Source organism: Micromonospora sp. NPDC050495 (genome assembly GCF_040655175.1).
Lineage (GTDB): Bacteria > Actinomycetota > Actinomycetes > Mycobacteriales > Micromonosporaceae > Micromonospora.
Genome location: NZ_JBFAJK010000022.1, coordinates 43,119 through 66,646 on the forward strand (window position 1 = coordinate 43,119; position 23,528 = coordinate 66,646).

25 protein-coding genes are annotated in these 23,528 nt (G+C 75.5%); 11 read left to right on the forward strand and 14 right to left on the reverse strand.

Translation table 11 applies throughout. The features are described 5' to 3' along the window. Positions 1 to 19: 19 nt before the first annotated feature. The gene (locus AB0I11_RS21190; RefSeq protein ID WP_357322892.1) at positions 20 to 1,303 is read left to right on the forward strand and encodes an Ig-like domain-containing protein; all 1,284 of its coding nucleotides are present in this window, start codon (positions 20 to 22) and stop codon (positions 1,301 to 1,303) included. A gap of 59 nt (positions 1,304 to 1,362) precedes the next feature. Here the strand turns inward: AB0I11_RS21190 and AB0I11_RS21195 are convergent, their stop codons facing one another. The 3 genes from AB0I11_RS21195 to AB0I11_RS21205 all read right to left on the reverse strand — a co-directional run bounded on the left by AB0I11_RS21195 (position 1,363) and on the right by AB0I11_RS21205 (position 4,384). Further along, positions 1,363 to 2,382, reverse strand: a complete 1,020-nt coding sequence (locus AB0I11_RS21195; RefSeq protein ID WP_357322895.1) for an SMP-30/gluconolactonase/LRE family protein — start codon at positions 2,380 to 2,382, stop codon at positions 1,363 to 1,365. A gap of 77 nt (positions 2,383 to 2,459) precedes the next feature. Further along, the gene (locus AB0I11_RS21200; RefSeq protein WP_357322898.1) at positions 2,460 to 3,476 is read right to left on the reverse strand and encodes an ABC transporter permease subunit; all 1,017 of its coding nucleotides are present in this window, start codon (positions 3,474 to 3,476) and stop codon (positions 2,460 to 2,462) included. Then, the gene (locus AB0I11_RS21205) at positions 3,473 to 4,384 is read right to left on the reverse strand and encodes an ABC transporter ATP-binding protein (protein WP_357322901.1); all 912 of its coding nucleotides are present in this window, start codon (positions 4,382 to 4,384) and stop codon (positions 3,473 to 3,475) included. Before AB0I11_RS21205 ends, AB0I11_RS21200 begins: the two co-directional genes overlap by 4 nt. A gap of 117 nt (positions 4,385 to 4,501) precedes the next feature. Here AB0I11_RS21205 and AB0I11_RS21210 point away from each other — a divergent pair, with 117 nt between their 5' ends. The 3 genes from AB0I11_RS21210 (at position 4,502) to AB0I11_RS21220 (ending at position 6,725) form a co-directional block, all read left to right on the forward strand. Next, positions 4,502 to 5,623, forward strand: coding sequence for a sensor histidine kinase (locus tag AB0I11_RS21210; RefSeq protein ID WP_357322905.1), 1,122 nt, complete (start codon positions 4,502 to 4,504; stop codon positions 5,621 to 5,623). Then, positions 5,620 to 6,276: a response regulator transcription factor gene (locus tag AB0I11_RS21215; RefSeq protein WP_357322908.1), complete on the forward strand. Its 657-nt coding sequence runs from the start codon at positions 5,620 to 5,622 to the stop codon at positions 6,274 to 6,276. The genes AB0I11_RS21210 and AB0I11_RS21215 overlap by 4 nt, the downstream gene beginning before the upstream one ends. A 98-nt stretch (positions 6,277 to 6,374) precedes the next feature. Then, entirely contained in the window at positions 6,375 to 6,725 is a 351-nt protein-coding gene (locus tag AB0I11_RS21220) for an STAS domain-containing protein (RefSeq protein ID WP_357322911.1), read from the forward strand. A gap of 83 nt (positions 6,726 to 6,808) precedes the next feature. Here AB0I11_RS21220 and AB0I11_RS21225 read toward each other — a convergent pair whose 3' ends face one another. Beyond that, positions 6,809 to 7,177: an FKBP-type peptidyl-prolyl cis-trans isomerase gene (locus AB0I11_RS21225; protein ID WP_357322914.1), complete on the reverse strand. Its 369-nt coding sequence runs from the start codon at positions 7,175 to 7,177 to the stop codon at positions 6,809 to 6,811. Between the two features lie 172 nt (positions 7,178 to 7,349). Further along, the gene (locus AB0I11_RS21230; RefSeq protein WP_357322917.1) at positions 7,350 to 7,928 is read right to left on the reverse strand and encodes a hypothetical protein; all 579 of its coding nucleotides are present in this window, start codon (positions 7,926 to 7,928) and stop codon (positions 7,350 to 7,352) included. A 226-nt stretch (positions 7,929 to 8,154) separates the two neighbouring features. Between AB0I11_RS21230 and AB0I11_RS21235 the strand changes: the two genes are divergently transcribed. After that, positions 8,155 to 8,853, forward strand: a complete 699-nt coding sequence (locus AB0I11_RS21235) for a CBS domain-containing protein (RefSeq protein ID WP_046565165.1) — start codon at positions 8,155 to 8,157, stop codon at positions 8,851 to 8,853. Positions 8,854 to 8,890: 37 nt separating this feature from the next. On the opposite strand, the gene AB0I11_RS21240 is transcribed toward AB0I11_RS21235, so the two are convergent. The 5 genes from AB0I11_RS21240 to AB0I11_RS21260 all read right to left on the reverse strand — a co-directional run bounded on the left by AB0I11_RS21240 (position 8,891) and on the right by AB0I11_RS21260 (position 11,311). After that, on the reverse strand, positions 8,891 to 9,607 hold the full coding sequence (locus tag AB0I11_RS21240; protein WP_357322919.1) for a helical backbone metal receptor: 717 nt from the start codon (positions 9,605 to 9,607) through the stop codon (positions 8,891 to 8,893). A 71-nt stretch (positions 9,608 to 9,678) separates the two neighbouring features. After that, entirely contained in the window at positions 9,679 to 10,218 is a 540-nt protein-coding gene (locus AB0I11_RS21245) for a hypothetical protein (protein ID WP_357322922.1), read from the reverse strand. Then, complete coding sequence (locus AB0I11_RS21250; RefSeq protein ID WP_357322925.1) at positions 10,215 to 10,733, reverse strand: hypothetical protein; 519 nt, start codon at positions 10,731 to 10,733, stop codon at positions 10,215 to 10,217. Before AB0I11_RS21250 ends, AB0I11_RS21245 begins: the two co-directional genes overlap by 4 nt. 1 nt (position 10,734) lies before the next feature. Beyond that, positions 10,735 to 11,109 carry an Asp23/Gls24 family envelope stress response protein gene (locus AB0I11_RS21255; protein ID WP_357322928.1) on the reverse strand — a complete coding sequence of 125 codons (375 nt, stop codon included), beginning with the start codon at positions 11,107 to 11,109 and terminating at the stop codon, positions 10,735 to 10,737. Between the two features lie 13 nt (positions 11,110 to 11,122). Next, positions 11,123 to 11,311, reverse strand: coding sequence for a hypothetical protein (locus AB0I11_RS21260; protein ID WP_046565173.1), 189 nt, complete (start codon positions 11,309 to 11,311; stop codon positions 11,123 to 11,125). A gap of 246 nt (positions 11,312 to 11,557) precedes the next feature. Between AB0I11_RS21260 and AB0I11_RS21265 the strand changes: the two genes are divergently transcribed. Both AB0I11_RS21265 and AB0I11_RS21270 read left to right on the forward strand, forming a co-directional pair. After that, the gene (locus AB0I11_RS21265; RefSeq protein ID WP_357322931.1) at positions 11,558 to 12,424 is read left to right on the forward strand and encodes a hypothetical protein; all 867 of its coding nucleotides are present in this window, start codon (positions 11,558 to 11,560) and stop codon (positions 12,422 to 12,424) included. A gap of 261 nt (positions 12,425 to 12,685) precedes the next feature. Next, positions 12,686 to 13,939: a hypothetical protein gene (locus tag AB0I11_RS21270; RefSeq protein WP_357322934.1), complete on the forward strand. Its 1,254-nt coding sequence runs from the start codon at positions 12,686 to 12,688 to the stop codon at positions 13,937 to 13,939. Positions 13,940 to 14,131: 192 nt separating this feature from the next. Here AB0I11_RS21270 and AB0I11_RS21275 read toward each other — a convergent pair whose 3' ends face one another. Then, positions 14,132 to 14,476 carry an Lsr2 family protein gene (locus AB0I11_RS21275; RefSeq protein WP_357322937.1) on the reverse strand — a complete coding sequence of 115 codons (345 nt, stop codon included), beginning with the start codon at positions 14,474 to 14,476 and terminating at the stop codon, positions 14,132 to 14,134. Positions 14,477 to 14,723: 247 nt separating this feature from the next. Here AB0I11_RS21275 and lon point away from each other — a divergent pair, with 247 nt between their 5' ends. From lon to AB0I11_RS21290, 3 genes are all read left to right on the forward strand, one after another. Beyond that, positions 14,724 to 17,060 carry an endopeptidase La gene (lon, locus tag AB0I11_RS21280; RefSeq protein ID WP_357322940.1) on the forward strand — a complete coding sequence of 779 codons (2,337 nt, stop codon included), beginning with the start codon at positions 14,724 to 14,726 and terminating at the stop codon, positions 17,058 to 17,060. A gap of 182 nt (positions 17,061 to 17,242) precedes the next feature. Continuing rightward, the gene (locus AB0I11_RS21285) at positions 17,243 to 17,743 is read left to right on the forward strand and encodes a MarR family transcriptional regulator (RefSeq protein ID WP_357322943.1); all 501 of its coding nucleotides are present in this window, start codon (positions 17,243 to 17,245) and stop codon (positions 17,741 to 17,743) included. 32 nt (positions 17,744 to 17,775) lie between these two features. Further along, on the forward strand, positions 17,776 to 18,240 hold the full coding sequence (locus AB0I11_RS21290) for an SgcJ/EcaC family oxidoreductase (RefSeq protein ID WP_357322945.1): 465 nt from the start codon (positions 17,776 to 17,778) through the stop codon (positions 18,238 to 18,240). 97 nt (positions 18,241 to 18,337) lie between these two features. On the opposite strand, the gene AB0I11_RS21295 is transcribed toward AB0I11_RS21290, so the two are convergent. Both AB0I11_RS21295 and AB0I11_RS21300 read right to left on the reverse strand, forming a co-directional pair. Continuing rightward, entirely contained in the window at positions 18,338 to 20,080 is a 1,743-nt protein-coding gene (locus AB0I11_RS21295) for a DEAD/DEAH box helicase (RefSeq protein ID WP_357322948.1), read from the reverse strand. 106 nt (positions 20,081 to 20,186) lie between these two features. Next, a complete protein-coding gene (locus AB0I11_RS21300) occupies positions 20,187 to 20,615 on the reverse strand; it encodes a nucleoside deaminase (protein WP_357322951.1) in 429 nt (142 codons plus the stop codon). Between the two features lie 57 nt (positions 20,616 to 20,672). Here AB0I11_RS21300 and AB0I11_RS21305 point away from each other — a divergent pair, with 57 nt between their 5' ends. Beyond that, positions 20,673 to 21,200, forward strand: a complete 528-nt coding sequence (locus AB0I11_RS21305) for a 2'-5' RNA ligase family protein (protein ID WP_357322954.1) — start codon at positions 20,673 to 20,675, stop codon at positions 21,198 to 21,200. Positions 21,201 to 21,447: 247 nt separating this feature from the next. On the opposite strand, the gene AB0I11_RS21310 is transcribed toward AB0I11_RS21305, so the two are convergent. Further along, on the reverse strand, positions 21,448 to 23,508 hold the full coding sequence (locus tag AB0I11_RS21310; RefSeq protein ID WP_357322957.1) for a family 43 glycosylhydrolase: 2,061 nt from the start codon (positions 23,506 to 23,508) through the stop codon (positions 21,448 to 21,450). Positions 23,509 to 23,528 lie beyond the last annotated feature (20 nt).

Consider the following 23,528-nt stretch of genomic DNA (forward strand, 5'->3'; position numbering starts at 1 on the left):
TGGAAATGGGGTGCGGAATATGGACGTGAGGCGCCGATTTGCGCTTCTGGCGGTAACCATCGCAGCCACACCGCTGGCCGTCGTCGGGTGCACCGCCGACCAGAAGTCCGCGGTGCACGGCGGGCACGCCCGGGCGGCGTCCGCGCCGTCGCTGGCGGTGAACCCGGCTGATCGGACGAAGAACGTGCCGATCAGCGCCGAGGTTGGGGCCACGGTCCGGGACGGAAAGATCACCGCGGTCAAACTGACCGACGACAAGGGGCGGGCGGTGCCCGCCGAGCCCCGCGAGGACGGGACGAGCTGGGTGCCGAGCCGCCCGCTGGAGAATTCGCGGACGTACACGGCGGAGGTGACCGCGACCGGTGATTCCGGGCGGACGACCACGCAGAAGACGACGTTCACGACAATGGCGAAACCGACCACCCGGCAGGCCGTCACCAGCGAATTGCTGTTCACCAGCAATCAGACATACGGTACGGCGATGCCGGTAGTCGTCACATTCGATCCGCCCATTCCGGAAGAGGCCAGGGCGGACGTGCAGCGCCGGTTGTTCGTGAAGACCGACCCGCCGCAGCCGGGCGCCTGGTCGTGGGAGTCCGACGGCAAGCAGGTCGAGTACCGGGCGCCGGACCACTGGAGGTCGGGCACGAAGATCAGTGTGCGGAGCGCACTGGCGGGGCTGCCGATCGGCAAGGACGCCATCGGCGACACCGACCACTCCGCGGCCTCGAAGATCGGCCGGCAGGTCAGCCTCGACATCGACAACGCCACCAAGCAGATGTCCGTGTTCCAGGACGGCAAGCTGCTGCGCAAGATCCCGGTCAGCCTCGGCAAACCGAGCACGCCGAGTTCCAGCGGGACCATGGTGATCATGGAGAAGTTCGACCGGACCACCTTCGACACCCGGGGCGAGCCGAACGGCGGCTACGTGGTCGACGTGGACGACGCGCAGCGGCTCACCTGGGGCGGTGAGTTCATCCACTCCGCGCCGTGGTCCGAGGGCGAACAGGGCTACAGCAACACGTCGCACGGGTGCGCCAACGTGTCGGCCGCCGCGGCCGACTGGCTGATGGGCATCACGCAGGTCGGCGACCAGGTGACCGTCAAGGGCACCGAGGTGAAGCTCGACCAGGGCAACGGCTTCACCGCCTGGAACGTCGGCTGGGACGAGTTCATCAAGGGCAGCGCGTTGCCGGTGCCGGCCGGGCTGCGGCCCACGCCCAGCGCCACGACGCACCCGGGCGCGGTGGCCGGCGGCTCGTCGCCCGCCCCGGCCCCGTCGAAGAGCATCGCCGGCGGCTGACGACCGGGGAGGAACGGCCAGGGGCCGGCCCGCCGTGACGGCGGGCCGGCCCGGGGTCGTCAGGTCAGGTCGACCCGGGCCACCCCGGTCGCCGTGAGGCTGCCCAGCCAGAGCTGCCCGCCGTGCTGCCGCACGCCGGTGACCATCGGGTACGCCCCGCTGGGCCCGTGCAGCGTGCGCAGCACCCGCCCGGCGCCGTCCACCAGCGCCACCAGCCCGTACCGGCGGGGTTTGGGCTGCACGGCGCCCGGCAGCAGCGCGACCAGCTGGCGTACCCGGGGGTGCGGCAGCAGCTTCTCCATGACCGGCAGGCGAGGGCTGGGCAGCGCGATCCAGTACGTCCCGTCGCCCACCGCCGAGACGTTGTCCGGGTACGCCGGCAGGTCGGTGAGCACCGTGGTCGCGCCGCCCGGCAGGTCGACCCGGAGCAACCGGTGGGTGGCGGTCTCCACCAGCATCAACGCCGACTCGTCCGGGGTCAGCGCCACCCCGTTGGGGAAGTAGAGCCCGTCGGTCACCACGTCGGTGCGCCCGGTGCGCCGGTCGTAGGCGAGCACCCGCCCGTTGGGCCGGTGCTCCAGCAGGTCCCGCTTCCAGTGGGAGAGCGGGAACCGGTCCGACGAGTCGGTGAAGTAGACCGTGCCGTCCCGGGCCACCGCGGCGTTGTCGGCCAGGTGCACCGGGGGCGCCGCGCCGGTCAGCTCGTGCACCGCCCCGTCCGGGGTGACCCGCAACAGCCCCCGGTACGCGTCGCAGACCAGCAGCCCGCCGTCGACCGGGTCCAGCTCGATGCCGAGCGGCCGGCCGCCGGTCTCGGCGAGCAGGGTGGGGCGGGTGCCGGCCGGCGCGTCCACCGGCCACCACCAGAGCCGGCCGTCCTCGTCGCCGCTGACCACCCGCCCGTCCGGGTCGATCAGCACGTCCTCCGGTCCGTGCGCGCCGTCCGGCAGCGGGAGCAGGTCGGCCCGGTCGAGCCGGACGTCGGTGGCCGCCCAGGGTCCGGCGAGCGGCGGGGGCACGGTGGCCGGCTCGCGGACCGGCCGGATCAGCCGGGGCGGGCGCTGGCGGGGAACGACCATCCGGCCATTCTTCCCCGCCGATGCCCGCGCCGGGCGGTCCCCGGCGGCGTGTCGCCGGGGACCGCCCGGGGGAGTGCTCAGGTCACCCGGCGGCGGACCTGCCACCGGCCGAAGCCGGCCAGCAGTCCGCTGAGCGTCAGGTAGATCCCCGACTCCAGGAACTGGAACACCCAGTAGCGGTGGTTCGGCTGGTACGACAGCACCACGTGCAGGTCGAGCCGGCCCAGGCAGACCGCCGTGTCGCCGAACGTGCCGGTGGCCCCGGTGGCCGGTGGGTCCTGGAAGCAGCGGTCGAACCGGTCGGCGGAGAGCGGCTTGCCGTCGGCGGTCAGCAGCTCGCTGACGTCGCTGACCCAGGCGTCCGGCACGGACAGCCCCTTCACCACCGGCGCTCCGGTGATGCTGCCCAGGCCGCGCGCCTCGTTGATCGCCGCCGCGGTCATCGGGCGGGACACCGTCACCGGCGGCATCAGGTGCGGCCGGAGCACGTTGGGCAGCACGAACTGCACGATCGCGAACGTCACCGCGGTCAGCGCCATCGCCGGCAGGGTCCGCCGGACCAGCAGGCCGATCACTGTGCCGAGGGTGAACGCGAAGGCCGCGTACGCCACCGGCGCCAGGTTCCGGGCGCCGAAGACGATGGTGCTGAACCGGTCCCCGGCGAGCCGGTCGACGGGGCTGGCCGCCCAGGTCAGCAGGGCACTGGCCAGGCCCGCGACGGCCATCGCGGCCAGCCCCACCACCAGCAGCTTGACGGTGAACCAGCGGGTCCGGGTGATGCTCTGGTTCCACACCAGCCGGTGCGTGCCCGCCTCCAGCTCCCGGGCGACCAGCGGCGCGCCCCAGAACATGCCCAGCGCGGCCGGCACCAGGGCGAGCAGCCCGGCCAGGTACAGCAGGGTGTTCTGGTACTCGCCGAGGAACTGGGCGAGGGCGCGTCCGCAGTCACCGCCCGAGTGGCAGCGGGACAGGTAGGCGTCGTGGCCCTGCCGCACGGCCAGGCCCAGATGCACCAGGTAGGCGGCGAGCAGGGCCAGCCCGCCCAGGCCGGCGAGCGCCGACGCCCGGAACTGCCGCCAGGTCAGCCAGGTCATCGCGGTGCCCCCAGCGGCGTGACCGGTCCGGCCGGCGTGCCGGCGGCCCGGCTCAGGTACGCCAGCACGAGCTCCTCGAGCCCCACCGGCTGCACCGGTCCCGGCAGCGGTCCGGCGCCCGGCGCGACGCGGACCAGCCACCGGTCGTCCGGGCCGGCCGGCTCCCGCCTCACCGGTTCCACCCCGGCCGGCAGCCGGTCCCGGGCGCCGCGCGGCGCGGCGAGCCAACCGTGCTGGGCGAGCAGGTCGGTGACGTCCCCGGCGAGCTGGACCCGGCCGCCGGCCAGCACCACCAGGTGGTCGCAGACCCGCGCCACGTCGCCGAGCAGGTGCGAGGAGAGCAGCGCGCTGGCCCCCAGCTCGCCGACGAACTCCATCAGGTGGTGCAGGAAGCCGTCCCGGGCGAGCGGGTCCAGGGCGGCGGCCGGCTCGTCGAGGATCAGCAGCTCGGGCCGCTTCGCGGCGGCGATGGTCAGGGCGAGCTGGGCGCGTTGCCCGCCGGAGAGCCGGCCGGCCCGCTGCGACCGGTTCAGCCCGACCTGGTCGACGCGCCGCGCCGCCAGGGCCGGGTCCCAGGACGGGTTGAGCCGGGCCCCCATCCGCAGGTGATCGCCCACGGTCAGGCCCGCGTACACCGGGGTGTCCTGGGCGACGTAGCCGACCCGGGCCAGGTGGGCCGCGTCGGCGGCGGGTCGGGCGCCGAGCACCCGCAGGGTGCCGGCGGTGGGGGTGATCAGTCCGCAGGCGAGTTGCAGCAGCGTGGACTTGCCGGCGCCGTTCGGCCCGACCAGGCCGATCACCCGACCGCGCGGGATCCGCAGGTCGCAGTGGTCCAGCGCGACCCGCTTGCCGTACCGCTTGGTCAGGCCCTCGGCGTGCAGCACCGGTGGGGAGGTCTCGTCAGTCATGCCCTGAGCCTGCGCGGGCGGGCGGGCCGCGCCATCGGCCTGCGGACCGGTTCCCGGCGTCGGCGACCCTCCTTTTGACCGGTTCGACCGGCGGCGCGATTGCCTAGCCTGGGCGGCATGGGTGAGACGGATCGGTGGGCCGCGGTGGCGCGGGTCGGGCTCGGCCTGGTCTTCGCGGCGGCGATCACGTTCCAGGCGGCCGCGTTGGCGGCGAGCTGGGGCGGGACGTACTGGTGGTTCGACTGCGGGGTCGGCGTGGTGGTGGCGTCGCTCGCCCTGGCCCGCCGGTGGCATCGGGGGTGGACGGCCGCCGCGGGCCTGGTGGTCGCGCTGGTCGCCGTCCTGGTCGCCGACCGGGCCGGGCTCCCGCACGAGCCGGGTCCGGCCGCCGCGCTGCCGTTGGCCGTGCTGGTCGGCTCGGCTGTCGCCGCGCTGCCGATCGCGGCGGCGGGTGCGGTCGCCGCGGGCGGGCTCGCGGTGGTGGTGGCCGCCGGGTGGTCCGCCGGCCTGACCGCGGTGACCTGGTGGAACCTGGTGGCCTGGCTGACCGCCGCCGGTGTCGGCGGCGCGTCGCGGGCGATCGCCGCCCGCCGCCGCGCCACCACCGAGCGGATCCGCCAGGACGAGCGCCTGGACCTGGCCCGGGAGCTGCACGACGTGGTCGCCCACCACATCACCGGGATCGTCGTGCAGGCCCAGGCGGCGCAGCTGGTCAGCGACCGCCGTCCGGAGCGGGCGCGCCAGTCCCTGCCCGGCATCGAGTCGGCCGGCGCCGAGGCGCTCGCCGCGATGCGTCGGCTGGTCGGCCTGCTCCGCGACGACTCGGACGGCGCACCGGCGTCGGCCGGCCCGGAACAGCTCGCCGAGCTGGTCGCCCGCTTCGAGCGGCACGGCGTGGCGGTGGCCCTGCGCGTGCCGGACGACGACCCGGGGTGGCCGCCGGAGGTGGCGGGCACCGTGTACCGGGTCGTCCGCGAGGCGCTGACCAACGTGGCCCGGCACGCGACGGGGGCGCGGAGCGTCGCGGTCACCGTGGCCGCGGCCCCCGGCTCGGTGACCGTCGAGGTGGTCGACGACGGACCGCCGGCCCGGGCCCGGCACCCCCGGCGCGGCTACGGTCTGATCGGGATGCGCGAGCGGGTCGAGGCCCTCGGCGGGACGCTCGCCGCCGGTCCCCGCCCGGGCGGCGGCTGGTCCGTCTCGGCCGTGCTGCCCGTGCCGGCCCGGGAACGCCGGTGACCATCCGGGTGCTGCTCGCCGACGACCAGGCGATGGTCCGGGGCGGCCTGCGGATGATCCTGGAGGACCAGCCGGACATCGAGGTGGTCGCCGAGGCCGTCGACGGGGTCGACGCCGTGGCGCAGGCCCGGCGGCTGCGCCCGGACGTCTGCCTGGTCGACATTCGGATGCCCCGCCTCGACGGCCTCCAGGTGACCCGGGCGCTGGCCGGGCCGGGCGTGCCCGACCCGCTGCGGGTCGTCGTGGTGACCACCTTCGACCTGGACGAGTACGTCTACGGCGCGCTGCGCGGCGGCGCGGTCGGCTTCATCCTCAAGGACGCCGGCCCGGCCCTGCTGGTCGAGGCGGTACGCGCCGCCGACAACGGCGACGCGCTGGTGTCCCCGTCGCTGACCCTGCGACTGCTGCGGCACCTGAACCCGCCGGCGGAGCCGGCCGGCGACCGGTTCCAGCCGGCGCTGTCGGCCCGGGAGCTGGAGGTGGTCCGGGCGATCGCCCGGGGCCGGACCAACCAGGAGATCGCCGCGGAGCTGTTCATCTCGCTGAGCACGGTGAAGAGCCACCTCTCCGGCATCCTGCAGAAGCTGGGTGCGCGTAACCGGGTGGAGATCGCGGCCTGGGCCTGGGCGCACCGGCTCGTGGACGGCGCCTGAGGGTTTCCCCGGAGGAGGTCGGGGTCGCACCCGGTACCTTCCCGGATCCCGCCCCGCGGGCGGCCGGAAACGTCGGTGCCGCGGGATAGGTTTCCGGCATGAGGCAGCGCGGCGACCGGTTCCACGTCGAGATCAGCGTGACCGACCAGGCGGTGGACGTCCGGCCGGTCGGTGAGATCGACATCGCTACCGTGGGGTCGTTCCGGGCGGCGCTCTGGGCGGCCCCGGCCCGGCCCGTGCTGCGGGTGGAGCTGTCCGGCGTGCGGCTGCTCTCCGCCTCCGGGGTGCGCGCGCTGGTCGCCGCCCACCTGCGGGTCCGGGCCCGGGGCGGCGAGCTGGTGCTGGTCGATCCCGATCCGGTGGTGGCCCGGGTGCTGCGGGCCACCGGCCTGCACCGGGTGATGGTGGTGCGCGAGTCGGCCCGGCTGGGCGAGCTGGTCCCGGCCTGACCGGCCGGCGGCGGGGAGCCGCCGCGCGAGGCACCGGGCGGCCGGCGGCGGGACGCCGCCGGCCCCGGCGTGCCTCGGCTCGCTCAGCGGACGCCGAGCAGGTCCACCACGAAGACCAGGGTCTCGTTCGGCTTGATCAGCCCGCCGGCGCCCTGGGCGCCGTAGCCCAGGTGCGGCGGGATGGTCAGCCGGCGCCGGCCGCCGACCTTCATGCCGACCACGCCCTGGTCCCAGCCGGCGATGACCTGGCCGCCGCCGAGCGGGAACTCGAACGTCTCGCCCCGGTTCCACGACGCGTCGAACTCGCGGCCGGTGGAGTGGGCCACGCCGACGTAGTGCACGCTGGCCAGCTGGCCGGGGCGGGCCTCCGGGCCGTCGCCGACCGTGATGTCCTCGATGACGAGATCGGCGGGCGGGGCGCCCTCGATCGGGCCAACCTCGGGCTTGTCCATGAACGGGTCTCCTCGGTGCTGACGGTGCGGTCACCGTCGATCCTGCCCGATCGCGTCCGGCCGATACGCGACGGTCCCCGCCGCGGCGTGGCGGCGGGGACCGGTGACGGCATGAGATGGCGGGCGCCGCCTCTCGGCGACGCCCGCCCGGTGGGAACTGCGCTCGGTGTGGTCACTTCAGCCAGGGCAGCCGCTGGACGATGGGGAGCTTCGCCCACACCTTGCCGAGGCCGAGGGTGTTGCCGGCGCCGACCAGGGCCAGGACCGCGAGCACACCGGCGTAGATGAGGTGGTCGTCCATGAAGGGGTTGTTCTCGGGGGGCAGGACGGCCGTCCACATCATGACCAGCAGGAGCCCGCCGGCGACCGCGGCGATCCGGGTGCCGATGCCGAGCATCAGGGCCACGCCGATGCCGAGCAGGCCGAGCATGAACAGCCAGTCCGCCCAGGCCGCGCCGGCGATTTCGTTGTAGAAGCCCTTGAACGGGCCGGCCGCGCCGAAGGCCAGGAAGCCCTTGGTGGGGCTGCCCCCGTTGATCCAGGCGGCCTTCGCGGCGGTCTCGTGGCCGAGGCCGAACATCTTGTCCAGGAAGGCCCAGAGGAAGGTCCAGCCCAGCGCGATCCGGAGTCCGGCGTAGACGTACCGGGTGGCCTTCTGCGCGGTGGTCTCGGCGTGCCGGGTGGTCTTGGCCGCCGGGGCGATGGTGTTGGTGTTGGCGTTGGCGGTGATCCGCTCGATCGTCGCGGTCATGGTGTCCACGTCCCTTCTCTGCTTCGCACCGCTCTTCCCGGTGGCATCTCTATTCCATCGCTGCCGCGCCGTTCGGAGCAGGGCCGACGGGCCGCTCCCGACCGGGACCTTGGACCCCTTGCCGCCCGGTCCGGTCGGCCCGTGCCGCCCCGGCCGGCCGCCTCTGACCGGCGGGCGCCGGCCGGCCTAGCGTCGCGAGTGGAAGCCCCGGCCGAGGAGGTTCGTGATGAGGACATGGCAGGTGGACGACGTGATGACCAGGGACGTCGCGACGGCGCGGGAGGAAACCCCCTACCGCAAGATCGTCGACGTGCTGATCCGGCGTGGCATCAGCGCCGTGCCCGTGGTGGACTCGTTCGGCCGGGTGCTGGGCGTGGTCTCCGAGGCCGACCTGCTGCACCGGGTGGAGCGCGCGGGTCACCCGGACGAGCGCCGGGTCTTCGAGGGACGGCGCCGGCGCACCGCCCGGGAGAAGGCAGGCGCGCTGGTCGCCAAGGACCTGATGACCAGCCCGGCGGTGACCACCACGGCGCGGGCCTCGCTGCCGGCGGCGGCCCGGCTGATGGACCGTGAGGTGGTCAAGCGGCTGCCGGTGCTGGACGACCTGGGCCGGCTGGTGGGCATCGTGACCCGCAGCGACCTGCTCCGGGTGCACCTGCGCACCGACGCGGAGATCCGCGAGGACGTGGTGCAGGAGGTGCTGCGCCGGGTGCTCGCCGTCCGGGACGGCCTGGTCACCGTCCAGGTCCGCGACGGCGAGGTCACCCTCGACGGCCGGCTGGACCGGCGCAGCGCCGTCGAACTCGCCGGGCGGCTCGCCGCCCACGTCGGCGGTGTGGTCCAGGTGCACAACGCGATCGGGTACGACGTGGACGACACCACCCTGCGCGAGCTGGACCCGGTGCACGCCACGCCGATCGCCTGAGCCGGCGTCCGGGGCGGGCGGGACGTCCCGCCCCGGGTCACGCCGCCCCGGTCAGCTGGGCCGCCAGCAGCCGGGGCGCCGCGGCGAGCGACGGCCCGTACCAGGTCAGGTGGCGGCCGGAGATCAGCGCGGCCGGCACGCCCGGAAAGGCCTCCGGCCCGTCCCCGGCGGTGAACCGGTACGGCTCGTCCGGCAGCACCACCAGGTCGGGCCGCCGGGCCCGCAGCTCGGCCAGGCTCGGGCGCGGGTACCGCTCGTCGTGCCCCGCCCACTGGTTGGCGACGCCGAGGCGGCGCAGCACGTCCCCGGCGAACGTGTCCCGGCCGAGCACCACCCAGGGCCGCCGCCACACCGGCACCACGGCGGCGCGCGGCGCCACCGGTACGGGCAGCTCCGCCCAGGCGCGGCGGGCCACGCGCAGCCACTCCGGTTCGGTGGGTACGCCCAGCGCGGCGACCAGCTCGCCGAGCTGGGTGAGCGCCTCGGGCACAGTACGCGGAAAGGTGACCCGCACCGGCACGCCGGCCGCCGCGAGGGCGTCCGCGTCGGTGCGCCGGTTCTCCTCCTCGTTGAGCAGCACCAGATCGGGCCGCAGGGCCAGCACCCGGTCCAGGTCCGGGTACTTGCTGCCGCCGACCCGGGCGACGTCGAGCCCGGCCGGATGGGTGCACCAGTCGGTGGCGCCGACCAGCACCTCCGGGCAGGTCAGCGCGACCGCCTCGGTCAATGACGGCACCAGCGACACCACCCGCACGACCGCTCCCTCGCTCGGCTGCGCCCATCCTCGCGTACCGGCTCCGGCGGTGGTGCTCGGGGCGCCGGCGCTCAGCGGGCGGACTCGTCGAGCAGCGCGGTGACGTCCAGGTGCGCGGGGCGGCAGCCCACCGTCGCCGCGAAGCGCCGCACGGCGGCGTCGACGTGGTCGCGGACGGCGGCCAGTTCCGCGTATGGGGCCAGCCGCACCTCGACCCAGACGTCCGGCCGGGCCACCGGTCCGGTGAGCACCACCCGGGCGTGCCGCGCCCCGGGCGCCCGCAGCAGGTCCCGTTCCAGCGCGCCGGTCAGCACGGCACCCGCCACCCGGGTCCGCCCGCCGCCGTCCGCCGGCTGCGCCAGGGTGCCGTCCAACCGGTCGGGCACCCGCAGGGCGGCGACCAGCAGCCGCCGCCCGGCCAGGGCCAGCAGCAGCCCGCCGACCGTCACCGCCAGCGCGCTCCACGGCGTACCGGCCCGCCACCAGCGCAGCAGGGCGGCGCCGAGCAGCGGCGCGTCCCCGCCGGCGCCCACCGCGAGGGCGGCCCCGCCGCCGGCCACCAGCAGCAGGGCGAGCGCCGTCCAGAGCAGCCGGTGCGCGGCGTTGCTCACGTCGCCCGCCGGGACGGCACGAGCCGGACCTCGATCCGGCCGGGACCCGGCGCGGCCAGCCGTTCGAGTTCCCGGCGCAGGGCGAACTCGACGTCGGCACGGGCCGCCGGGTCGCCGGTCGCGGTGACCCGGGGCCGCCAGGCTTCGCCACGCCGGCGCACCCGCACCCGCGCCCGCCGGATGCTCGGCACCGACCGGACCGTCCGGGCCAGCCGCCGCTCCACGTCGCGGCGGTGCAGGTGCCAGCCGTCGTGGCCGGCGGCCGGCAGCCGGACCGGACGCCACCGGCGCAGCTGGGCGGCGAGCACCACCAGGCCGAGCAGGGCCAGGCCGGCGGCGACGGCGCGTACCGGCGGGTCCTGCCACCGTGCCCCGGTCAGCGGGGCGGACCAGCGGCCGAGCAGCGGGCCGGGACGGCCCAGTGCCGCGAGCAGCCCTTCGACGGCGACCAGCACCCCGCCGACGAGCAGGGCGACGGCGAGCAGCAGGGTGGCGATCCGGTTGACGGTACGCACGTCAGCCCCCGGCCGTCGGGCGGGCGGTCCGGTCGCCCGCCGTCCTGCGGTGCTCGCCGGGCAGCCGCAGGTCCACCACGGTGACGGTGACGGACTCGACGGTGAGTCCGGTGCCCGCCTCGACCCGGTCCGCGATCCGTCGGCGTACCGCCTCGGCGACCGCCGGCAGGTGCGCGCCGTGGTCCACCACGAGATCGAGATCGACGCGGGCCACGTTCCCGGCCACCCGGACGGTCGCGGCCGGCGCGGAGGCGGCCGGCGTACGGGCCGCCGCGTCCTCGGCGAGGCGGGCGATCCGCCGTTCGGCCCAGCGGGCGGCGGGCGCGGCTCGGGCGCGCGCGGGTGCGTCGCCGCGCCGGGGCAGGGTGCCGGTCATCCGGGCGCCCGGCTCAGCGGCGCCGGCCCGCGGTCACCCGGTCGGCGAGGCCGGGGACGGTGACGTCGCCGTCGACGAGCCGGACCAGCAGCCAGCCGACCAACCCGGCCAGCGTGGCGGCCGCGGCGGCGCCGGGCCCGCCCAGCGCCCAGACCGCGACCAGGAGGAACCCGGCGAGGAACCCGAACTGCTGGCGCGTCATGTCCGCCTCCGCTCCACCGACCGACCGGACCGGCGGGGGCGTACCCGTTTCCGCGCCGGGCAGTCGTGGCGGGCTCCTCCTGAGGACCGGGCGCCACCGGCGGGCGCCCGGGGGACGGCGCCGAACGGACCCGGGCGGCGCGCCGCCCGGTTCGTCGCCCGCGCCGGCCGCCGCCTGCCGTTCGTCCGGTTCGGGCAGGACCTAGACTCGCTCCGGTCGACCGACCGACGGATGGATCTGGCGAAGATGACGAGTACCCGCACCGAGGCGGCCTCCTGGCTGCGTGCGGTCACGGCCGCGGGCCCGACCTCGTCCACCCGCTCCGGTCTGGTCGTCCACCCCGCCCGCCGGCTCAGCGAGCTGGTGCAGGGCCGACCTCCGGGCATCACCGGCCACCAGTGGAGCACCGCCATCCGCGAACTCCTCGACCAGGTGGTCTGCGGGGCCGACACCGGATGGCCGCTGTTCGCCGTCGCGTTCGCCCCGCCGGCGGAGCCCGGCTCGCCGGCCCGGCGGGCCGAGCGGCTGACCGGCACGGTCTGTGCGGCCGTCGGCCTGCCGTTGCTGCGGGTCGAGTCGGCCACCCTGCGCGGCGCGGACCACGGGCGCCGCCTCGTCGAGTACGTCATCGACGCGCGGGCCTACGCGGCCGGCACCGGCCCGGACGGCGGCGACGCGGTGGGCTTCCGGGACATCCTGGGCCGGTTGCCCGACGGCCGCCGTGGTCCGGTCAACGACCTGGGCGCGCTGGCCCGGGCGGCGGCCGTCGCCGGGTACGTGGACCGTGCCCTCGCCGACCCGATCCTGCGCGGGCTGCACGTGCGCTGGACCGGCGGCCCCGCCGAGGGATGGGGCTGGGTCGAGGTGCGGCCCGGCCGGTGCCTGGTGGAGCGGGTCCGGCTCGACGTCGGGCGGTTCTCCTGCGGGATCGACCCGGGTCGGCTCGCCGAGGACCTGGCCGCGCTGGCGGTGGGGGAGCGGCTGCGTGACCTCGCGGCCGGGGAACCGCCGCTGGTGGCGCGCGACGAGGTGCGCCGCGAGATCCGGGGGCTGGCCGCCCGGCGGGACGAGGCCGACGGCGGCTTCGCCTTCGACCACCTCTACGCCGACTGAGGTCCCGGCCCGGTCCGGGACCGGACGGACTTCGCCGAAAAATCTCCCGATCGCCGGTTGAACCATCGCCGCCGTCGCTCCGTACCTAAGCGGGAATGGACGAGATCTTCCCGACCGCGCGGCACAGGCGCGGTGACGGTGCGGAAAGGGCATCGTCGCTCATCGACGTGCAACCGGAACGTCGCAGTGATCCTCACCCCGAATTCCGTCGGTCCGCCAGGGTCACGAATCAGCTACCGGATCGAGAAGGAGAGCAATTCGATGCGCAGGTCCACACGGGCGCGCCGGTCATCCGGTAACGCGCGGAGCAAGCGGCTGCTGGCCGTGGTCGGCACGCTCGCGGTCTTCGGCGGAATCGTCGCCGTCACCCAGATCTCGTCCGCCCAGGACCGGCGGACGAACCTCCGGTCGGCCTCGGCGTCGTGCACCGCCCCGAGCCCGGGCTCCACCGCGCCGGGCCAGCAGGGCAGCACCACCCGTACCTGGCAGAACGGCCGCTGGGTCCGCAACCACTGGGGTGACGGGCAGATGTCGGTCGCCGAGTGCCAGCAGACCAAGGGGGGCGGCGCGGGCGCCGGTACTCCGACGGTGGCCTGCCCGGACGTCCGCGCCAAGCTGCCCGAGGTGCCCGCCCAGGCGCGCGCCGAGGTGGACCGCAACCTGGCGCTGCTGGACAGCCAGATCGCCGACGCCAACCGGCGGCTCGCGGCGAACGCCCGCAACGGCGGCGACGTCATCAACAACACCATCCTGCGGCCCCTCGCCGACCGGCGGACGGCGACCCTCAACCGGATCGCCACGGCGATCGGCCGGGTCGCCCAGCGCCCGCAGGGACTGGACCAGCTCGCCCAGTGCGCCATCGCGGACAACGCCCAGAACGGTGGCCAGAATGGCGGCCAGACGGGTGGCCAGAACGGCGGTCAGCCGGGTGGCAACAATGGCGGCGGCCAGAACGGCGGCGGCAACAACGGGCTGGAGGTTCTGGCCAAGGACTGCGCCAACAGCCAACTCGAGGCGCACAACGGTTTCCAGGCCGGGAACCGCTGCGTGAGCACCGCGTTCGGTGAGGTCGGCGCGGCGGAGAACAATCCCTCGCTGCTCATCACCCAGTTCCCGAACCGGGTCCAGCGCAACCAGCCGTTCACGCTCCGGGTCACCACCCGCAACCTGATCCGCGACCGGTTCCTTGCCGCCGGCCAGGGCGGCTACTACCTGGAGAGCTCGCTGCTCAACGACCAGGGCCTGGTGCGCGGCCACTTCCACACCGCCTGCCGGATGCTGAGCAGCACCCGCCAGCCCCCGAACCCGCAGGACGTGCCGGCGTTCTTCGTGGCCACCGAGGACGGCCGGGGCAGCGACCAGGCGGACGACGTGCTCATCCAGGTGCCCGGCCTGGCCCAGGCCGGGATCGCCCAGTGCGCGGTCTGGGCCGGTGACGGCTCGCACCGCATTCCGATGATGGAGCGGGCCAACCAGACCCCCGCCATCGACGTGGTGCGGATCCGGGTCAACTGACCTGGCACGACGGCCGGGGCCGTCCGGGCGAGACCCGGACGGCCCCGGCCGCGCCGTTGCCGGTGCCCGCCGGAGACCGCCCGCCGGTGCCGGTCCCGCCGCCGGGCACAAATTGTCGGGTGGCCGGAAAGCCGACGGGGCCACGCCGATTTCTCAGCGTGACCCCGGGACGCCCGACGGTGAGCCGGGACCTCAGCGGTTCTTGTACGCCTCCACCACGGAGACCGGGATCCGGCCCCGCTCGGAAATCTCGTAGCCGTTCTTGACGGCCCATTCCCGGATGGCGCGGTTCTGCTCGCGATCCATTCCGGAGGTGGCGGAGGTGGCCCGGCGGGTCGCCCGCCCGGTCTCCACCGGCCCGCGCCCGATCCGCCGGCCAGCGTTGATGTACGGGTCCAGGGCCTTGCGCAGGACCCCGGCGTTCTCGTCCGAGACGTCGATCGTGTACGCCACGCCGTCCAGGCTGAACTCGACGGTCCGGTCGGCCTTTCCGCCGTCCAGGTCGTCGGTCAGAACGGTGATTACTTTCCTTGCCATCGCCATTACTCCCTGTGTCGGGCGGGGTGTGAGTACGAGTTTGACGTATCTCGCGGCGAATTCGCAACAATACTTGCCGTTCGCCATTCGGCGGGTCGGCATATCCGTCGGCCGAATCGTGCCGCGCCATGCGGGGCGGGGCTCCGGAGCCGGGGGTGGAGCGTGGCGTGGGTCACAGCCAGGAACAAGGGGAACGCTTTGTTACTTGAGTCTGACACGCTCAACCCAACGTGATAGCAGGTGTTCGATGGCAACTCTTCCGGTACTGCCCCTGACCGACGCCGTCCTGCTGCCCGGCATGGTCATCCCGGTGACCCTCGACCCGACCACCCAGGCCGCGGTCGACGCGGCCCGCGCCACCGGCGACAAGACGCTGCTGGCCGTGCCCCGCCTCGACGGCGAGTACGGCTCCGTCGGCGTGGTCGCCACCATCGAGAAGGTGGGCCGGCTGCCCAGCGGCGAACCCGCCGCCGTGGTCCGCGGCCTCACCCGGGCCCGGATCGGCTCCGGCGTGCCCGGACCGGGCGCCGCCCTCTGGGTGGAGGCCACCGCGCTCGACGAACCCGCCCCGGCTGGCAAGGCCCGGGAACTCGCCCGCGAGTACCGCGCGCTGATGACCTCGGTCCTCCAGCAGCGCGGCGCCTGGCAGGTCATCGACGCGATGGAGCGGATGACCGACCTCTCCGAGCTGGCCGACGCGGCCGGCTACGCGCCCTGGCTCAGCCTGGCGCAGAAGACCGAACTGCTCGCCGCCCCGGACGTCACCGCCCGGCTCGAGCTGCTGGTCGGCTGGGTGAAGGACCACCTCGCTGAGCAGGAGGTGACCGAGCAGATCAACAGCGACGTCCGCGAGGGGCTGGAGAAGTCCCAGCGGGAATTCCTGCTCCGCCAGCAGCTCGCCGCCATCCGCAAGGAACTCGGCGAGGACGAGCCCGACGGCTCCGCCGACTACCGGTCCCGGGTGGAGTCCGCCGACCTGCCGGAGAAGGTCCGCGAGGCGGCCCTGCGCGAGGTCGGCAAGCTCGAGCGGGCCAGCGACGCCTCCCCGGAGGCGGGCTGGATCCGTACCTGGCTGGACACCGTCCTCGAGATGCCGTGGAACACGCGTACCGAGGACAACACCGACCTGGCGGCGGCGCGCGCGGTGCTCGACGCGGACCACGCCGGCCTCGCCGACGTGAAGGACCGCATCCTGGAGTACCTGGCGGTGCGCAACCGGCGCGCCGAGCGCAACCTCGGCGTGGTCGGCGGCCGCGGCTCCGGAGCGGTGCTCGCCCTCGCCGGCCCGCCCGGCGTCGGCAAGACCAGCCTCGGCGAGTCGGTGGCCCGCGCGCTCGGCCGCACCTTCGTCCGGGTCTCCCTCGGCGGCGTCCGGGACGAGGCCGAGATCCGTGGCCACCGCCGCACGTACGTCGGCGCGCTGCCCGGCCGGATCGTCCGCGCCCTGCGCGAGGCCGGTTCGATGAACCCGGTCGTGCTCCTCGACGAGGTCGACAAGCTGGCCGTCGGCTACGCCGGCGACCCGGCCGCGGCCCTGCTGGAGGTGCTCGACCCGGCCCAGAACCACACCTTCCGGGACCACTACCTGGAGGTCGACCTCGACCTGTCCGACGTGCTCTTCCTGGCCACCGCCAACGTGGTGGAGACCATCCCCGGCCCGCTGCTGGACCGGATGGAGCTGGTCACCCTGGACGGCTACACCGAGGACGAGAAGGTCGCCATCGCCCGCGACCACCTGCTGCCGCGCCAGCGGGAGCGGGCCGGGTTGACCGCCGACGAGGTGACCGTCGCCGACGAGGCCCTCGCGCTGATCGCCGGCGAGTACACCCGGGAGGCCGGCGTCCGGCAGCTCGAACGGGCCCTCGCCAAGATCCTCCGCAAGGTCGCCGTCGCGCTGGCGTCCGACCCGGCGCCGGTCCGGGTGGACGGGAACAACCTGGCCCGCTACCTGGGCCGGCCCAAGTTCACCCCGGAGTCGGCGGAGCGGACCGCGGTGCCCGGCGTGGCCACCGGCCTGGCCGTCACCGGCGCCGGCGGCGACGTGCTCTTCATCGAGGCCACCAGCATGGAGGGCGAGCCGGGGCTGACCCTGACCGGCCAGCTCGGCGACGTGATGAAGGAGTCCGCGCACATCGCGCTGTCGTACCTGCGCTCCAACGGGCGACGCCTCGGCATCGACCCGAACGCCCTGGCCGGGCGGCGGATCCACGTGCACTTCCCGGCGGGCGCGGTGCCCAAGGACGGCCCGAGCGCCGGCATCACCATGGTCACGGCGCTGGCCTCGCTGGCGACCGGCCGGCCGGTCCGCCCGGAGTTCGGGATGACCGGCGAGGTGACCCTCTCCGGCCGGGTGCTGCCGATCGGTGGCGTGAAGCAGAAGCTGCTCGCCGCCCACCGGGCCGGCCTGACCGAGGTGATCATCCCGAAGCGCAACGAGCCGGACCTGGACGACCTGCCCGCCGAGGTCCGCGAGGCGCTGACCATCCACACCCTCGCCGACGTGGCCGACGTGCTCGCCCTGGCGTTGCGCCCGGCCGACGTCGACGCGCAGGCCCTCGGCGGCCAGCCGCTCGCCGCGGCCTGACCGGACGGCGGGACCCCGGTGACCCACCGGGGTCCCGCCGCCGTCGGGTCCGGGCCCCGTCCGGCGCGTCGCCGCGGCGCGCGGCACGCCGGCCGGAGGGTCGCGATCGCCGCCGGGGCCGGCATACTGGCCGGCGTACGGTCGGGACCCCGGCGGAGGCCGCGCGGAGGGAGGCAGCTCAGGTGGCGCACAGGGCAGGCGACGGGGGCGCACCGGCACGCGACACCGCGGACCTCGGTGACCTGCTGGGTCGGGAGCTGAGTACGGCCGTGGTGCTGTTCCACGAGGCGGTCGCCGCCAGGCGCGGCCTGACGGCCACCGAGAACAAGGCGCTGGACCTGCTGGCCCGGCGCGGCCCGCTCACCTCGGGTGAGCTGGCCCGCCAGCTCGGGCTGACCCCGGGCGCGGTCACCGGCCTGGTGGACCGGCTGGCCCGCGCCGGGTACGCGCGGCGCGTTCCGGACGCCGCCGACCGGCGCAAGACCTTCGTGGTCGCCGAGGTGGAGCGGCTCGACGCCGAGCTGGGGCCGGTCTTCGCGCCGATGCGGGCGGCGATCACCGACCTGACGAGCGGCTACACCGCGGCGGAGCGGGCCACCGTCGCGCACTTCGTCCGCCACGTGGTGGCCATCCTCGAGGAGCAGACCGCCCGGGTCACCGCCGCGTCCACCGACGGCACCTGAGAAAAGTCTTTCAGCGTGCTAAACTGTTTAGCATGCTGAAAGAATCTGCTGACGCCGACGTCCGGCGCACCCTGTCCCGGGTCGCCGACGCCTGGGGCGAGGGCGACCCCGAGGGGTACGCGGCCCTGTTCACCGAGGACGCCGACTACACCGCCTTCGACGGCACCCGGATGCCCGGCCGGCGGGCGATCGCCGACGGCCACCGGGCGCTGTTCGCGGGCATCATGCGCGGCTCACGGATGACCATGCGGGAGCCGCGCATCCGATTCGTCACCCCCGACGTCGCCGTCGTGTCCGCGTTGGGCGGGATCATCATGCGCTGGCAGCGGGGCCGGACCGAATCGTCGGCCAAGCGGCTGTCGGCGGTCACGTTCGTCCTCGTCCGGCAGGGGGACCGGTGGCCCGTGACGGCCTTCCAGAACACCCGGTACCGCCCGTGGTCGCGCAGCCTCATGGGACGGCTGATGACCCGCACGGCGGGTACCCGGGGCGGATGAGGGCAGCCGCGGCGGGTGCGCGGACCGGATGAGGGCACGCTCGGCGACCCCGGACGGGTCGGCGCGCCCGCGCCCGAGCGGCCGCGACCGGGCGCGGTCAGCGGCGGCCGCGGCGGGCGGCGTCGAACGGGCGCTCGCCGCGGTCATCGCCGCCGCTCCCGTCGCGGTCCATCCGGACCGTCGCCTTGCGGCCCTTGATGGTGCTGCCGCGCAACCCCCGGATCACCTCGTCGGCCAGCGCGGACGGCACCTCCACCAGGGAGAACCGGTCGGCGATCTCGATCGAGCCGATGTCCCGGCCACTGACCCGGGTCTCCCCGGTGATCGCCCCGACCAGATCCTGCGGCCGGACCCCGGCACGCCGGCCCAGCCCGATGAAGACCTGCGTGGTGCCGCCCGGGCGGGAGCGGCCGTCGCCGCGCCGGTCGTACCCGGTCCGGGTCTCCCGCGGCGGGCGGACCGCGACCTGCGGGATCTCCTCCTCCTCGTCCGCGCTGCCGGGCAGCGCGGCCTCGTGCGCCAGCTTCACCGCGGCCAGCGCGACCTCCATCATGTCGAACTCGTCCGTCAGCGACTCCACGATCGCCCGGAACGGCTCCAGGTCGTCCTCCAGCAGCGACTCGCGCAGCGCCGCCTGGGTCAGCTCCAGGCGCCGGGTCCGCAGGTCCGCCACCGTGGGGATCTTGTCGACGGTCATCCGCTGGCCGGTGACCCGCTCGATGGTCTTGAGCATCCGGTGCTCGCGCGGCTCGGCGAGGGTGATCGCCACCCCCTCCCGACCCGCCCGGCCCACCCGCCCGATGCGGTGCACGTACGACTCCGGCGCCGACGGGACGTCGTAGTTGACCACGTGGGTGAGCTGCTCGACGTCGAGCCCGCGCGCCGCCACGTCGGTGGCCACCAGCAGGTCGGCGGTGCCCGCCCGCAGCCGGCCCATCACCCGGTCCCGCTGCTCCTGGCTCATCCCGCCGTGCAGCGCCTCGGCCCGGTAACCCCGGCCGTTCATCGTCTCGGTGAGCCGGTCCACCTCCTCGCGGCTGCGGCAGAACACGATCGCCGCGGTGGGCGACTCCACGTCCAGCACCCGGCCCAGCGCGGCCGGCTTGTGCGCCCGGGCCACGATGTACGCGCTCTGCCGCACCCGGGGCGCCTCGCCGGCCACCGGCCGTTCCCGCTCGATCTGGATGCGGACCGGATCGGTCAGGTGCTGGCGGGCCAGCCCGTCGATGCGCGCCGGCATGGTGGCGGAGAAGAGCACCGTCTGCCGCTGCGCCGGGGCGTGCTCCAGGATCGCCTCGATGTCCTCGGCGAAGCCCATGTCGAGCATCTCGTCCGCCTCGTCCAGCACCACGGTGGCCAGGGAACCCAGCCGCAGCGTGCCGCGGGCGATGTGGTCCAGCGCCCGGCCCGGGGTGGCCACCACCACGTCCACGCCGGCGTCGAGGGCGCGCAGCTGGCGGCCGATCGGCTGGCCGCCGTAGATCGGCAGCACCCGGGCGCCCAGGTCCTTGCCGTACCGGTGGAACGCCTCGGAGACCTGCACGGCCAGCTCGCGGGTGGGCACCAGCACCAGCGACACCGGGTCGCCGCCGTCGCGCCGGTCGGGCATCCGGTGCAGCAGCGGCAGCGCGAACGCGGCCGTCTTGCCGGTGCCGGTGGCCGCCTGACCCAGCAGGTCCCCACCGGCCAGCAGCGGCGGGATCGCCTCGCGCTGGATCGGGGTCGGCTCCTCGTAGCCGAGGGCGGCCAGCGCCCCCAGCAGTTCGGTGCGCAGCCCGAGATCCGCGAAGGCGGGCGTCTCGTCGGCGGTGGGATCGGTCGCGGTCGGTGCGGAACTCATGCGACAAGCCTTTCATCACCCCCGGCGGCCCGTCGCGGCGACCGGCACAACCGTCAGTTCCGCCACGTCCGGCCAGCCGGCGGGGGTGCCCGCGCCGGGGTCGCGGTCAGGTCGCCTCGACCGCGATCCGGGCCTCCGCGAGCAGCGCCGGACCGGCGTACGCCACCGGGGCGTACGGCGGCATCGGGCGCAGCGCGGCCAACTGGTCGGTGCTGAGCGCGTACACCACCCGGCCCAGGCCGGCGCGCTCGATCGCGGTGGCGCACATCGCGCACGGCTGGCAACTGGTGTACAGGGTGGCCACCGCGGCCGCGTCCGCGCCGAGGTTCCGGGCCGCCCAGCGGGCCAGCTTCAGCTCCGGGTGCGCGGTGATGTCGTCGTCGGTCCGCTCGGTGTTGACCTCCTCGGCCACCACCCGCCCGTCGGCGTCCACCAGCAACGAGCCGAACGGGCCGTCCCCGGCGTCCCGGGCGGTGACGGCCAGCGCGACGGCCCGGCGCAGGTGGCGTTCGTCGGTCTCGGTCAGCACGCTCATCCGGCGCGCATTCCCCACGGGACGGCGCGGCACACCGCCGGCGGCTAGCCTGACGGCGTGCGTACGGTCGAACTGCTCTGTTCCCCGGAGCTGGAGGAGGCGGTACGGGCGGCCTGGGACCGGCTGGCCGCCGCGGGCCTGCCCAGCCTGGCGCGGAACACGCACGCCACCAATCGGCCGCACCTGACCCTCGCCGCGGTCGACGAGTTCCCGCCCGGGGCCGAGCAGCGGCTCGCCGACCTCTGCGACGCGGCGCTGCCCCTGCCGGCCCGCCTGGACCGGGTGGAGGTGCTCGACGGCAGCGCCCCGCTGGTCTGGCTGGTCCGGCCCGCGCCGCAACTGGTCGCCCTGCACGGCGCGGTCTGGGACGTGCTCGCCACCGCCCCCGGCCCGCAACCGTGGCACGTTCCCGGCCGGTGGGTGCCGCACCTGAGCCTGGCGCTGCGGTTCCGCGACGCCGACCGGCGCCGGGCCCGGGCGCTGGCCGGGGTCGAGCGTCCCCGGGGGGAGTTCGTCGCCGCGCGCAGCTACGACAGCGAGTCCCGGACGGTCAGCGAGCTGGCGTCCACCTGCCCGCGCTCCTGAGCGGCCGTGCCGCCGTGCGACGGACGGGCCCGTGCCGGCCCCGCCGCGCACGGGCTGCCCCATACCGCACCCCCGACGGGCCCGTGCCGGCCCGCGCACCTCACCGGCTGCGCCACACCGCACCCCGACGGGCCCGCGCCAGGCCCCGCCCCGCTCACCGGCTGCGCCACACCGCACCCCGGCGGGCCCGCGCCGGCTCGCGGGCGACCCGGGTCGGGGCCGCCGGGCGGCGGCCCCGACCCGAGGCTCAGCGGTAGAGGCGCAGGTAGTCGAACTCGGCGGTGACCGGCGGCTCCGCGCCGCCGTGTGCGACCAGCCCGATCCGGGGCGTGGTGTCGGCCGGGAAGGTCCAGACCGCGCCCCACGTCCAGTGCGTCCCGTCCCGGCTGGAGCCGGCCCGGAACTCGTGCTCACCGCTGGCCGGGTCGACGTGGTGGGCCAGCCGCAGCCAGGTCGTGGTGGCCGGGGTGCCGATGATGCTGCCGCCGTACACCGGCTGGCCGGCGAAGGGCAGTTCGTAGCCGTACTCGACCTGGCGGGTGTTCCAGATGGCCACCTGGGCCAGCCGGGCGAACCGGTCGTCGTCGACGTACGCGACCAGACCGGCCTGCTGGTAGTTGCGGACGGTGTCCTCGCCGAGGTCGAGGGTCACCTTCGTCTCCGCCACGTAGTCGCCGGCCGGCGCGGCCCGCAGCAGCACCCCGGCCGTGTTGCCGGTGCCGACCAGGTCCGTCGACTCCACCGGCCAGCGCAGCGCGCCGCCGGACACGGCGGCCGCCGGGTTGCGCCGGATCCACTGCCAGGCCGGGTCGAGCCCGTCGGCGAACTCGTCGGACCAGCCGGGCAGCAGCCGGCCCACGGCGGGCGGGGCGACGGCGTGCCGGACCGGCCGGTACAGCCGGGCCACGCTGACGTTGTCGAACCGGGCCGGGCCGCCGTCGGCGAGCAGGGCGAGCGGGCCGGCCGCCGGGCGGGCCAGCCGCAGGGTCACCACGGCGAGCTGGTCGCCGAGGCGGGCCGGGCTCAGCTCGGCGACGAGGTCCCGACCGCGTACCTCGACGGCCAGGTTGTGCGGGTCGGCGAGGTCGAGGCCGGCGGGCAGCGCGGCCTGCGCGCTCGCGCCGCCGGCCTGCCGGACGGTCAGCCGGCCGGCACCGACCCGGACGTCCACCCGGCCGAGGCGCAGGCCGGCGGTGGTCGCCCCGGACAGCCGCAGGTCGGCCTCCGCCCGCACGTCCCCGCCGGCGACGGTACGGCTGGTCAGGGCGCCGGTGCCGGTGACCTGTCCGGCGTCCACCCGCCAGCTGCCGGCGGCCCGCCAGCCGGTGAGGTCGGCCGTGTCGAAGCGGGCGTCGAGCGCCCCGGTGGTGACCGGAGCGGCCCGGGTGCCCTCGGACGGGCCGGCGCCGGCGTTCACGGTCGGCCAGCCGTCCACCCAGTCCAGGCGGTCCAGCAGCATCGGCCGCTCGTTGATGCCGAACGGCTCGTCCAGGTACGGGTCGGCCCGGTCGATCGCGTGGTAGACGATCCAGTCCTGCCCGGACAGGTCGGTCAGGACCCCGTTGTGCCCGGTGCCGATCCACCGGTTGCCGTTCTGGGTGAGCACCGGGGTGCCGCCGGCCCGGGAGACGTCCAGCCGCTGCCCGTCCCGGTCCACGAACGGCCCGCGCGGCTCGCGTGCCCGTCCCACCTGGACGGAGTAGCCGGTGGCCGGGCCGGCGCAGCAGTTCGCGGTGGAGGCGAAGAGGTAGTACCAGCCGTCGTGGCGGACCACGTAGCCGCCCTCGAACTTGTTGTCGATCGCCACCAGCGTCGGTGTGCCGACCGCGCGCAGCCCGTCCGGGGAGAGTTCGGTGACCGAGATGCCCCCGTAGTAGCTGCCGTAGTAGAGCCAGTGCCGGCCCGCCGGGTCGGTGACCTGGCTGGGGTCGATGGTCCAGAGGTAGCCGCCGCCCCCGCCGGGTCGCGGGGCCACCACCGGCTCCTCGGCGAAGGTCCACGGGCCGGCCGGGGTGGGTGCGGTGGCCGCACCGACCGCGGTGTCGAAGGTGTCGCCGGAGACGGTGGTGTCGGTGACCGTCACGTACATGACCCAGCGGCCCGCGACCCGGCGCACGTCGGGCGCCCAGAACGCCGCCCCCGGCGCGGCCCAGGACGGGCGCTGCTCGGGGGCGAAGGCGTCCCCGACGTACGTCCAGTCGGCCAGGTCGGCCGAGCGGGCGATCGGCACCCGGTGGGCCTGCCGTTCGCCCTCGCGGAGGGGGTCGGAGGTGCCGAAGGCGTACCAGAGGCCGTCGTCGCCGCGCACGACCACCGGGTCGGCGAAGG